General features: G+C 73.1%; 9 protein-coding genes and 1 pseudogene. 3 read left to right on the forward strand and 7 right to left on the reverse strand.

The features are described 5' to 3' along the window. Positions 1-148: 148 nt before the first annotated feature. Positions 149-442: pseudogene (locus tag ACFQRF_RS13805) on the reverse strand (IS30 family transposase); the annotation flags it as partial. Positions 443-678: 236 nt separating this feature from the next. Between ACFQRF_RS13805 and ACFQRF_RS13810 the strand changes: the two are divergent. Further along, positions 679-2,121, forward strand: coding sequence for an APC family permease (locus ACFQRF_RS13810; RefSeq protein WP_379871479.1), 1,443 nt, complete (start codon positions 679-681; stop codon positions 2,119-2,121). A gap of 179 nt (positions 2,122-2,300) precedes the next feature. Here ACFQRF_RS13810 and ACFQRF_RS13815 read toward each other — a convergent pair whose 3' ends face one another. Then, positions 2,301-2,570, reverse strand: a complete 270-nt coding sequence (locus ACFQRF_RS13815) for a DUF6504 family protein (protein WP_379871480.1) — start codon at positions 2,568-2,570, stop codon at positions 2,301-2,303. 331 nt (positions 2,571-2,901) lie between these two features. Here ACFQRF_RS13815 and ACFQRF_RS13820 point away from each other — a divergent pair, with 331 nt between their 5' ends. Further along, on the forward strand, positions 2,902-4,809 hold the full coding sequence (locus ACFQRF_RS13820) for a serine/threonine-protein kinase (RefSeq protein ID WP_379871481.1): 1,908 nt from the start codon (positions 2,902-2,904) through the stop codon (positions 4,807-4,809). A gap of 89 nt (positions 4,810-4,898) precedes the next feature. After that, entirely contained in the window at positions 4,899-5,864 is a 966-nt protein-coding gene (locus ACFQRF_RS13825) for a quinone oxidoreductase family protein (RefSeq protein WP_379871482.1), read from the forward strand. A 418-nt stretch (positions 5,865-6,282) separates the two neighbouring features. On the opposite strand, the gene ACFQRF_RS13830 is transcribed toward ACFQRF_RS13825, so the two are convergent. The 5 genes from ACFQRF_RS13830 to ACFQRF_RS13850 form a co-directional block, all read right to left on the reverse strand. Beyond that, a complete protein-coding gene (locus tag ACFQRF_RS13830; RefSeq protein WP_379871483.1) occupies positions 6,283-7,365 on the reverse strand; it encodes an SPFH domain-containing protein in 1,083 nt (360 codons plus the stop codon). 47 nt (positions 7,366-7,412) lie between these two features. After that, a complete protein-coding gene (locus tag ACFQRF_RS13835; protein WP_379871484.1) occupies positions 7,413-7,853 on the reverse strand; it encodes an NfeD family protein in 441 nt (146 codons plus the stop codon). Positions 7,854-8,005: 152 nt separating this feature from the next. Continuing rightward, positions 8,006-10,942, reverse strand: coding sequence for a penicillin acylase family protein (locus ACFQRF_RS13840; RefSeq protein WP_379871485.1), 2,937 nt, complete (start codon positions 10,940-10,942; stop codon positions 8,006-8,008). Between the two features lie 216 nt (positions 10,943-11,158). Beyond that, positions 11,159-11,578 carry a spore-associated protein A gene (locus ACFQRF_RS13845; RefSeq protein ID WP_379871486.1) on the reverse strand — a complete coding sequence of 140 codons (420 nt, stop codon included), beginning with the start codon at positions 11,576-11,578 and terminating at the stop codon, positions 11,159-11,161. Between the two features lie 45 nt (positions 11,579-11,623). Next, on the reverse strand, positions 11,624-12,040 hold the full coding sequence (locus ACFQRF_RS13850; RefSeq protein WP_379871487.1) for a spore-associated protein A: 417 nt from the start codon (positions 12,038-12,040) through the stop codon (positions 11,624-11,626). Between the last annotated feature and the right edge of the window lies 1 nt (position 12,041).

Raw genomic sequence — 12,041 nt, forward strand, 5'->3', positions numbered from 1 at the left:
CGGGGCCGTGGGACCCGGTGTGACCGGTACGCGGACCGGGCCAGGGGCGCCGGTCGGCCGCGGCCCGGCCGGGCGGACGTCGCCCCCGGCATGGCGAACTCGAGGGGTCGTTGCACCACCGCTGCTGGTTGCCGTGCGCTTCTCGGCGCTTAGCGAGGCGCTCGGCCGGGTATCCCGGCCGAGCGTCTTTCGCGGCCGTGCGTTGAGCTCGGCGGCCACCGCCGCCAAGTCCTCGCGGGAGTGCTTCGACAGGTCCGTGCCCTTGGGGAGGTACTGGCGCGGCAGCCCGTTCGTGTTCTCGTTTTCTCGTTCGAGCCGCGCTGCCAGGGACCGGCCGGATCGCAGCAGAACACCGGGATGCCGGTGGCCAGGGTGAGGGCCCGGTGAGCGGCCATCTCCGAGCCCTGGTCAGCGAGCGCTTCAGGTGAGGCGGCAGGGTCCTGGCTGTGTCCACCAGGACGTTGCACGGCTGTCGCGCCGTGCCGGGCGCGGATGGTGGCGGGTGTCAGGGGGCGGCCGTGGCCGGGCTCGCGGGAGTGGGGCCGACCGGGCGCCGAAGGGACCGCGTCCGGTCCTGCGGCGGCGGGATTCCCGGGATCACGGCCGCCCTCCCTCTTCCCTTTCGCGCCCGTGTCGGGGACCCTGTCCCAACCCGCACCCCGCCTAGGGAGGTCCCCCTTGAGTACGGACAGCAGCAGGGACGGCGACGGCTTCGTCCGGGTCCTCGGCCGCGCCGACGTGCTCGCACTCGCCTTCGGCGCCATGATCGGCTTCGGCTGGGTGGTGCTCACCGGCGACTTCATCAGCGGCGCCGGCAGCCTGGGCGCGGCGCTGGCGTTCGTGATCGGCGGTGGCATCGTCACCCTGGTCGGACTCACCTACGCCGAACTCGTCTCGGCGATGCCGCGCGCCGGCGGAGAGCACCACTACGCCCTGCGCGGCCTGGGCTCGCGCGGTGCCTTCGTCGCCTCCTGGGGCATCGTCCTCGGCTACCTCACCGTGGTGGCGTTCGAGGCGGTGGCGCTGCCCGAGACGGTCGGCTACCTCGCCCCGGGCCTGCAGGCCGGCCACCTGTGGACGGTCGCCGGCGACGACGTGCACGCCTCATGGGCGGCCATCGGGGTGGTCGCCGCCGTCGCGATCACCGCGGTGAACTACGTCGGCATCCGCCCCGCGAGCGTGTTCCAGACGGTCGCCGTGCTGTTCCTGGTCGCCGTGGGCGCGGCCCTGCTGCTCGGCTCGGCCGTGGGCGGTTCGGCCGCCAACCTCCGCCCGCTGTTCGAGGGCGGCGCGCCCGGGCTGATCGCCGTGCTGGTGGCGACACCGTTCCTGTTCGTCGGGTTCGACGTGATCCCGCAGTCGGCCGAGGAGATCCGGCTGCCGTACCGCCAGGTGGGTGCGGTGCTGGTGCTGTCGGTCGGCTGCGCGACGGCGTGGTACGTGCTGATCATGCTCACCGTGGGCTCGGCGCTGCCCGCCGACGCGCTGGCCGCCTCCCAGCTCGCCTCGGCCGACAGCATGGCGGCGCTCTGGGACAGCGAGTTCATGGGCACCGTGCTGGTGCTGGGCGGGATCGCGGGCATCGTCACCAGCTGGAACGCCTTCCTCATCGGCGCGAGCCGCCTGCTGTACGCCATGGCGGTCTCGGGGATGCTGCCCGGCTGGTTCGGCCGGCTGCACCCCCGGTTCCGTACCCCGTCCAACGCCCTGCTGTTCATCGGCGGCCTGTCGGTGCTCGCCCCGCTGTTCGGCGATCAGATGCTGTCCTGGCTGGTGAACGCGGGCGGGATCAACATCGTGGTGTCCTACGTCGTGGTGGCGCTGTCGTTCCTGGCGCTGCGCCGCCGGGAGCCGCGGATGCCCCGGCCGTTCCGGGTGCCGGCCGGCACCTTCGTGGGCACGCTGGCGCTGGTGCTCAGCCTCGCGCTGGCCACGCTGTACCTGCCGGGGATGCCCGCGGCGCTGTCCTGGCCGTACGAGTGGATCATTATGGGGACCTGGTGGCTGGCGGGGGCCGTGCTGCTGTGGCGGCTGCCGCGAGTGGCACCGGGCCCCGACGCCGAAGAACGTCTGGCAGCCTCCGTGGCGGTGAACGGAGAGGACCAGCCTCCGTGGCGGTGAACGGAACAGCACAGCCTCCGTGGCGGTGAACGGAGAAGACCAACCTCCGTGGCGGTGAACGGAAAGGAGTCCGGCCGCCGCCGGCCCGGGCGCCGCGAGCCGGACGAGGTGGCGGACCGACATCGGGGTGGTTTCGGCGGCGCCGCCGAAACCACCCCGCGAACCCGGGCCGCCGCCCCTCAGTCCCACACCCGGGCGAGCAGCCATGCGCCGCTCGTGCTCTCATGCCGGATCTCGTAGACCCCGAACGAGCGGTCCGACCCGGCCTGGACCCGCCAGTGCCGACGTTCCGGCAGCCCGCCGTCGGCGGCCGGCGTCCAGTCGGCGCGCAGCGTGACCCAGTGGTCGAGGATCCGCTGGACGGTGTAGATCCGCCCGTCCCACTGGAAGCGGGTGGGCCGCCCGTCGCTCTCCCAGACCGTGATCGGCACGCCGTAGACCCGCCCCACCGCAACTCCCTCGATCGGTGACCTGGTGACCGTGACCCCGCGCACGGATCGCATGGACCGCGCGCATGCGGACAGCGCCCGCCGGGCCTGACGGCCGCGGAGCGGGCGAAGAAGAATCGGGAACTTCTTCGAACGTATGTACCCATTATAGCCGTGGACGTCGCCGGACGGGCGGTGGCCGCGCCCCGGGCACCGGCGCACCGGCGCACCGGCCGCGCGACGGCACGCGCGGGCGCCGCCTCCCGTACCGGTTCCGGCCAGGTGACGGGTCCGAAGTGCTCGGTACGCTATGAGGCGCGAATCACGCGACCCCACGAAGGAACCGACCACTGTGACGTCCAACGGGCACGAGCACGCCAAGCCCCTCCGCACCGGAGACCCCCGCGAGCTGGGCGAATACCGGCTCCTCGGCCGGCTCGGCCGAGGCGGTATGGGCACCGTCTACCTGGCCCGGGACCCGGCGGAGCGGCTCGTCGCGGTGAAGCTCATCCATCCGGATCTCAGCGACGACGAGGATTTCCGGCGCCGGTTCGCGCGCGAGGTGCAGGCCGCCCGCCGGGTGGCCCGGTTCTCCACCGCCGCCGTGCTGGACGCCCGCCTGGACGGCGATCCGCTGTTCATCGTGTCGGAGTACGTGCCCGGCCCCAACCTCGCCCAGGCGGTCGCCGACGACGGCCCCATGCGCGGCGGCACCCTGGAGAGCCTGGCCATGGGCGTGGCCGCCGCGCTGGTGGCGATCCATGGAACCGGGATCGTGCACCGTGACCTCAAGCCGGCGAACGTGCTGCTGTCCTCGGTGGGCCCCAAGGTGATCGACTTCGGCATCGCCCGCGCCATGGACGACGACAGCGCGGTCACCCGGTCCAGCCAGCTCATGGGCACCCCCGCCTACCTGGCGCCCGAGCTCGTACTCGGCCAGGACGTCACCCCGGCCTCCGACGTGTTCTCCTGGGGCTGCCTGGTGGCCTACGCGGGCACCGGGCGGGCGCCGTTCGACGCGCCGACCGTCCCGGCGGTCCTGCACCGCATCTCCTCCGCCGAACCTGTCCTTGACGGGCTCGACCCCGCGCTGCGCGATCTCGTGCTCGCGGCGCTGGCCAAGGAGCCGGGCCGGCGGCCGACCTCGCAGCAGCTCCTCAACAGGCTGGTCGGGCAGGAGGATCCGGCCGAGGCCGTGGTCGACCAGACCGTGGTGCGGTCCTGGACACCGCCGTCGACCGCCCGGCCGGCCGATCTCGCCGCCGCCGGGCTCGCCGGCGCGGCCACGGCGCCCGTCGGCCCGGGCGGGCCGGACGGCGTCTCCACCGCGGACCTCGGCGGAGCGGACGCCCGGGCGATGGGAGGCGCGCCCTCCGGGCCACAGGCCGGATTCGGTGCCACGCCCGGCGGCGGCACCCCCGGCTTCGCGTACGCCACGCCGCCCGGGGGCGGCACCGCGGCCTTCAGCGGTCCCGCGCCCGGTGGCGAGCGGGGCGGCGGTGCGCGGCGCGGCGTCATGCTCGTGGGCGCCAGCGCGCTCGCCGTCATCGTCCTGGGGGTGGCGGTCGTCGGCGGCCTGCGGCTGCTCGCCGGCCCGGGGGTCCCGGACGGCTCGTTCGTCTACGGCGACGACTTCCTGCGCACCGACACCGGCTGGTATTCCAACACCGTCTACAACCCGGACGACGAGAACTCCGACGCCGGCTACTACGAGGAGCAGTTCGCGCTGCGGGCGTCGGCCGAACAGCAGAGCCGCGGCGAGTACGCCCCCTGGAACGCGGCCCCCGACCACCTGCTGGTGAGCGTGGACGCCGTGACACAGACCGGGCCCGCCTACAGCCTGCTGGGCCTGCGCTGCTTCCGCACCGACGCCGAGGTGGAGACCCGCTACGAGGCGCTGGTGCGCTTCGACGGCACCGGAGCGCAGATCCGCCGCGACGCGGGCGAGAACGGAGCGACCCAGCTGGCGGCCTCCGACACCGTCCCCGGCTTCGACACCGACGAGGGCGCGGTCAACAACCTCGCGATGTCGTGCGAGCTGGACGCCGACGCCGGGAACATGACCATCAACCTGTGGGTGAACGACCGGCATGTGCTGGAGGCCGTGGACGGCGAACCGCTGCCGGGCGATCCGCAGAACCGGCAGGCCGGTTTCACCGTGCAGCGCGGCGGCGGCGGTGGCGCGGACGCGCTCGTGTTCTTCGACAACTTCGCCATCCACGAACTGGGCGGTGCGGAGCCCGACCCGGCCGCCAGCTGACCGCCGCGCCCCGCACGCCGGCCGGGGTGCGGGGCGACGGGTGGACATCCCCGCCGCGGGAACCGACGAACAACCGAAGGAGCAGCACCATGCGCGCGATCGTGATCGAGAAGCAGGGCGGACCCGAGGTCATGGAACCGGCGGAGGTGCCGGACCCGCGGCCCGGTCCGGGAGAGGTCCTCGTCGACATCGAGGCGCGCGGGGTCAACTTCATCGACATCTACCAGCGCGGCGGCGCTTACCCGGTGCCGCTCCCCTACACGCCCGGCGTCGAGGCGGCCGGCCGCATCAGCGCGGTGGGCGAGGGCGTCACGGATCTGCACGTCGGCCAGCGGGTCGGCTGGGTCATGGTGCCGGGCGGCTACGCCGACCGCGCCGTCGTCCCGGCCGAGCGGGCCGTCCCGATCCCCGACGGGGTGACCGGTGAGCAGGCCGCGGCGGTGCTGCTGCAGGGCCTGACCGCGCACTATCTCACCCATTCGACCGCCCCGGTCCAGCCCGGCGACACGGTCCTGGTGCACGCGGCGGCCGGCGGTACCGGCCTGCTGATCACCCAGATGGCGGCGCTGCGCGGTGGCCGGGTCATCGGCACGGTCTCCACACCGGAGAAGGAGCGGCTGGCGCGCGAGGCGGGCGCCGACGAGGTCATCCGCTACACCGAGACCGACGTCGCCGAGGCCGTGCGGTCGCTGACCGGCGGCGCCGGTGTCGCGGCGGTGTACGACGGCGTGGGTGCCGACACCTTCGACGCGAGCCTGGCCAGCCTGCGCCCGCGCGGCGTGCTGGCGCTGTTCGGCCAGTCCAGCGGCGCGGTGCCGCCGGTGGACCCGCAGCGGCTCAACACCGCCGGCTCGGTCTACCTGACCCGGCCGATGCTGACGCACTACATCGCCGACCGCGCCGAGCTGCTGTCCCGCGCGTCCGACGTCCTCGGCCTGGTCGCGGCGGGCGAACTCGACGTGCGGATCGGCGGGCGTTACGACCTGGCCGACGCCGGCCGCGCCCACGAGGACCTGGCGAGCCGGCGGACCACCGGCAAGCTGGTACTGATCTGACCCACCCGGCGCGCGGAAGACGACCAGGAACAACACGAAGCGGCGAGCCGCCGAGCGTCCGGAACCGGCAACGCCACCCGCCGAAGGCCGATCCACGATGCCGGTGCAGGAAAGCGAGACGGCGAGCGCGACCAGAAATACGGGCGGCGAGCCACCGAGCGTCCGGAACCGGCAACGCCACTCGCCGAAGGCCGATCCACGTTGCCGGTGGAGGGAAGCGAGGCCGCGAGCGCGACCAGAAATACGGGCGGCGAGCCACCGAGCGTCCGCAACCGGCAACGCCACCCACCGAACGCCGATCCGCGTTGCCGGTGCAGGAAAGCGAGACGGCGAGCGCGACCGGATACGCGAACCGCCCGGGGCCATGGCCTGCCCGGCGCGGGGGCGCGGCGCGTGCCGCCGCGCCCTCGTCGCGCCGTCAGGACTGCGGGCGCTGACCTGGCAGTCCGGTGGGCGAGGCCGCCGCCTCCGCCTCGGCCTTGGCGCTGGCCACCGCTTCGGCGGCGCGTTCGGCGGCCTCGTCGGCCGCGCGCGTCGCCTCGTGGTTGAGCAGTTCGTCGCCGGAGGTGAGCTGCCGGGTCTCCTCCTGCTGCCCCTCCTCGCCCTCGCGCTCGCGCGGCGCTGCGGCACCGGCCTTGCCTGCGAACGCGTCGGTGACGTTCTGCAGCGCGTGCGTCAGCTCGCCGGGGATCACCCAGAAGGTGTTGCCCTCGCCGTTGGCCAGGGACGGCAGCGTCTCCAGGTACTTGTACGCCAGCAGCTTGGGGTCGGCGTTGTTGCGGTGCACGGCCTGGAAGACGCGTTCGATGGCCTTGGCCTCGCCGTCGGCGCGCAGGATGGCGGCCTGCTGCTGGCCCTGGGCCTCCAGGATCGCCTGCTGACGGGCGCCCTCGGCGGTGAGGATCTTGGACTGCCGTGCGCCCTCGGCGTGCAGGATCGCCGCGCGCTTGTCGCGCTCGGCGCGCATCTGCTTCTCCATGGCCTCCTTGATGGTGGGCGGCGGGTCGATGGCCTTGATCTCGACCCGGTTCACCCGGATCCCCCACTTGCCGGTGGCCTCGTCGAGGACGCCGCGCAGCCGCGAGTTGATCTCCTCGCGGGAGGTGAGGGTGCGCTCCAGATCCATGCCGCCGATGACGTTGCGCAGCGTGGTGACGGTGAGCTGGTCGATGGCCTGCAGGTAGTTCGCCACCTCGTACGCCGCCGCCCGCGGGTCGGTGATCTGGTAGTACAGCACGGTGTCGATGTTCACCACGAGGTTGTCCTCGGTGATCACCGGCTGCGGCCGCGAGGAGAACACCTGCTCCCGCAGGTCGAACTTGGTGTTGACCCGGTCCACGCCCGGGATGATGAAGTTCAGGCCGGGCTGCAGGGTGCGCAGGAACCGCCCGAACCGTTCGATGTTGTAGGCGCGGGCCTGCGGGACGATCCGCACCATGGACATGACCGCGACGATCACGATGATCGCGAGGACGAAGAACACGACTTCAAACCCGAGCATCTCTCGCCTGCCTTGTCATCGGTACCTGGTCGCCGGCCGGGGCACGGTCACGGCAGCGACTCGTGCGGGTACACCACCGCGGTGGCGCCCTGGATCTCCATCACGTCGACACGGGCCCCGGCCGGGATCACCTGGTTCTCATCGAAGGAGCGGGCGGTCCACTCCTCGCCGGACAGCCTGATCCGGCCCCGTTCCCCGCTGATCTCCTCGACGACCACGGCCGACCGGCCGACGAGGGCCGCGGTTCCGGAACGTAACGGTGGCGGCTGGCGCAGGTGGCGGTGCGCGATCGGCCGCACCACCAGCAGCCCGGCGGCTGAGGTGACGACGAAGGCGAGGGCCTGGAACACGACGTCGCCGCCCACGGCGCCCGTGACGCCCGCGACCAGCGCGGCGACGGCGAGCAGGCCCAGGGACAACGTCAGGGTGAAGATCTCCGCGACACCCAGCGCCACCGCCGCGACCATCCAGAGAATCCACAACGGCATATCGACCGCCCTCCCGTCCTGTGGCGGGTATTCCTAAAAGTACCCGGCGATGTGACGAACAGCACGCGATCGTGGACCCGGATCACCGGCGGGGAGGGCGAAGCGGCGCCCGCAGGCGGTCCGCTCCGCCCCGTCATGCGGCGGCCGGCCGGTCACCCCCGGCCGTCGTGGAACTCGTGGACGGCCTGGTAGGTGGGCCGGTTCTGCCAGGGCAGGCGATCCACGGTGATCCCGCCCAGCGGCGCGTGCACGATCGAGTCGGCGCACACCTGGTCGCCGGCCGCGCACTCGGCATCGCCCGGGTAGACCTCGGCGGCCGGGGTGGCCACCGCCTCCGCGAGGCTGTCGAGCAGCACCGTCCGGCACGCGTCGAGTTCACCACCGCCGCAGTAGGCGGCGCCGAGCGGGCCGGCGACTTCGTCGCCGAGGACGGTGCGCAGGTCCTTGTCGACATAGGACCACCAGCCGTACTGGAAGCTCGACCCCTTGTGGGTCTGCCCCTGGTTGACGCTGCCCGGGTCGCCGCCGCCGATGTGCCCGGAGGGCGACTCGTCGATCTGCGCGACGCCGGTCAGCGCCGCGTACAGGTCGGGCCCGAGGCCCGGTTCGAACTGGGCGCGGACCAGCAGCGGCCACCAGGCGTCCATGATCCGGATGGCGTCGGCGTGCGCGTACTCGCCGCTGCCCGGCCCGGTCTCGCGGCGCGGCGCGCCCGCCTCCTGCCAGGCGCGCAGCTCCGCCACGGCGGCGGCGAGGCCGGGGTCGGTAACGGGGGCGGCGTCCAGGACGCGCAGCAGTTCGGGCAGCACCTGGTCGCCGCGCAGGTCGACGGTGGCGGCCTCCTGCATGGCGCGGACGACGGCGGCGGGGGTCACCGGCTCGTCGGCGGAGACGAGGGCGCGGAGCCGTTCGTCGAGCAGGTCGCCGCGGTGCACCGACCCGGTGGCGTAGCCGGAGGTGTAGCCGGCGGCGGGCTTGTTGTTCCAGTTGACGTAGTAGTCGGCGCCGCGCGAGTTCGGGTGCTCGGCGAGCGGGGTGTACTCGGCGCCGTTGGTCTCCGGGTCCCAGCCGGCCCACCCGGCGGTGGAGTCGGCGCGGATCGGCAGGTTGGGGTTGGTGCCGGGGGTGCGCACCGGGTTGGCGCCGGAGTTGACGAAGGCGGTCTGCTCGTCGTCGACGTAGTGCCAGTTGAAGGCGTAGCCGATGTCCATGGCGGCGTTCTGGAAGTCGGCCGCCGAGCCGATCGCGCCGGGGTCGTTGAACTTCTGGAACCCGATGATGGAGTCCACCTCCCGCAGGTAGGTGGAGCGGCGGGTGGCGAAGGCGACCGGCACGCCGTCGACGGTCCCGAAACCGTCGACGAGACCGAACTTGGACCGCAGCGCGGTGAGCGTGTAGGAGCCTGCGGGGGTCTGGTCGGCGACGGTGGGCCGCCACTCGTTGTGGACGCTCAGCTCCTCCAGCGCGACGCAGTCGGCGCCGTCGCGGTAGTGCCGGGACTCCACGGTGGGCGTGCCGCCGTCGGGCTCGCACAGCTCCACGGCGAAGGTGTCGGTGATGTCCTGGCCGGCGGAGGTGGGGCTCCAGGCGTAGTCGGCGCCGCGGCCGATCTGCACGTAGAAGCTCACGCCGGGGAACGAGGCGCCGCGTGCGCTGATGCCCGGGCCTTGCAGTTCCTGGACGAGCAGCAGTTGCGGCAGGTAGTAGCCGGTCTGCGGCCCGGAGACGGAGATGGGGTGGCCGCTCTCGGTGTGCTCGCCGGAGACGACGATGGCGTTGGACATGCTCGGCGGGCCGCCGAGGAGGTCGCCCGGGAGCAGTCCGTCGTTGAACACGCCCTCGGCGGCGGAGAGGTCGCCGTCCGCGGCGAGGTCGGCGAGCCGGTCGCGGTCCGCCTCGGGCAGGTCGTCGACCGTGCCGGTCCCGGTGCCGCTGCCCTCGGTGCCGCCGGACCGGGGCGGGGCCTGGTCGCCGCCGGCGGCCGTTCCGGTGGCGTCCCGCACGATGTCGTAGGGCACCACCGAGCCGGGGTCGGGGGCGGCCTCGCCCACCGGTTCGCCGGGGGTCTGGCCGTAGGGGAACTCGCCCTCGGCGGTGACGATGGCCTCCGGATCGTTCTCCATGCGCCAGGTGCGCCAGACGCGTTCGCCCTCCTCGGGGCCGTACCGGTCCCAGAATCCGGCCCGGACCAGCGCGGAGCGCACCTCGTCGCCGCCCCCGCCGCCGAACAGCAGGCCGACCATCGCCGCGATGCCGACGACGTCGGTGGTGCTGAAGTGCTCGATCTCGCCGGCCTGGGTGACGGCGTCCTTGTGGCCGGTGAGCACGTACTCGCCGGGGTAGTCGCGGCGGTCCTCGGCGCGGTCGATGTAGGCGTTGACGCCGTCGAGGTAGCTCTCGACGTCGGCGAGCGCCTGCGCGCCGCGCTCGCCGCTCGCGGCGACCCGGTCGATCTGCGCCTGCTTGTCCGCCTCGGTGTAGGGGGCGCCGCGCCACAGGCTCTGCTCCAGTGCCCGGTTGCTCTCGGCGCCGCCGGCGAAGGGGGTGAGCCGGCCGCGGCCGAGGTTGCGGAGCAGGTCCATCAGGAACAGCCGGTCCTGGGCGGCGGCGTAGCCGGCCCCGTACATGGTTCCGGAACGCGTGGTGCCGTAGATGTGCGGGATGCCGTGTTCGCGGTCGCGGATGATGGTGACGTCGTCGCGCGGCTGCTCCTGGGTGCCGATCTCGGACTCGGGCACCCCGAACGAGGCGTCCAGGAAATGGTCGTCGATACCGGCGTCGGTGAGGTCGTCGTAGCCGTGCAGCAGGCCGTCGTAGCGCGGCAGCTGGGTGTCGGAGTGCTCGGGCCGGGTGCCGAAGAGCTGGTGGCCGAGGATCTCGATGAGGGTGGCGTTGCCGTTCTGGCCGGGCGGGAGGATGTCGTGGCAGCCGTCGCCGCAGTAGTCCTCGACGGCGGCCATGAGCCGGCCGGCGTCGAGGGCGTCGTCGGGTTCGGCGGCGGCCGGGGCGGCCGTGGCCACCCCTGTCGTCACGCAGACGACCGCCGTTCCCGCCGCAACGGCCGCGCGCCATCGGGGGTGTCGCAGCATGTCCACACACCTCGTTCACGCGGGGGTGTGGGCAGGTTACGCAGCGGGGCCGGATTTCCGAAAGAGTTTCACATTGACCCGTACTCGCCGCCCGGCCGTCCGCCTTGACGACGACGCGGAGCGGGACCGCTGGTAGCGGCGGCGACGCCCGTCCGGCACGTGCGGCAGGGCCGGCCGCAACCGGGATGGCCGGTTGCGGCCAGCCGCGCGGACCGGTTACGCGGCCGTGGCGGCGCCGCTGACACCGCACGGCAGCCGGCGCACCGGACCATCGATGGCGCCGCCCCAGTTGATCTCCTGGCCGGAGACGGTGGCGTACACCGGACCGGCGGACCTGCCCCCGTTGACGGTCACCGTGCGGACCGGACCACCGCAGGGTCCGATGTACACCGAGACGCTCCCCGACGGGGCGTCCTCATTACGGATGGTCACGGCGCAGTTGGAGCCGTTGCCCGGGTTGTAGGTCAGGAACACGGTGCCGAGGTCACGGATGCCGGTGCTGTCGACGACGCTGTAGCCGGCGCCGCACTGGCCGCCGTACACGGCGGCGGAGGCGGGCGCGGCCATGGCGACGGCTCCGGCCGCCACCGCCGTCGCGGCCAGGCTCGCCGCGGTGAGGTTCCGCCACATGGACATGGCTGTCTCCTTGCTGAAAGCGCTGATGGGAAGAGCCCTGGTCGCTCAGCCGCACGCGGACCGCGTGACGACGACCTGGTTGCTGACGCCGTAGATGGTGCCGCCCCAGTCCACGCACTGCGATCGCGCGTAGGTGTACACCGGGCCCGCGTAGGTCGTGTAGTTGCCGGGATCGCGCACCCAGGCGTCCTCGGTGCTCCGCTTGACGAACGCGTTCATGTAGACGGCGGAGCCGGGGTCGTCACGAATGGTGACGACGCAGTTGTAGCCGTTGGAGGCGTTGTAGGTCAGGTAGACCGTTCCGCCGTCGAGGAACCGGCTTTGGATCCACTCGTACCCCGCACCGCACTGTCCGCCGTAGGCGGCGGCCCCGGCCGGGGCCGCGGTCGCGACGGCTCCGGTGGCCGCCGCCACCACGGCCAGTCCCACCGCCGTGAGACTCCGCCAGAATCGTGCACTCATC

It is taken from the genome of Marinactinospora rubrisoli (assembly GCF_042664915.1).
Taxonomy (GTDB): domain Bacteria; phylum Actinomycetota; class Actinomycetes; order Streptosporangiales; family Streptosporangiaceae; genus Marinitenerispora; species Marinitenerispora rubrisoli.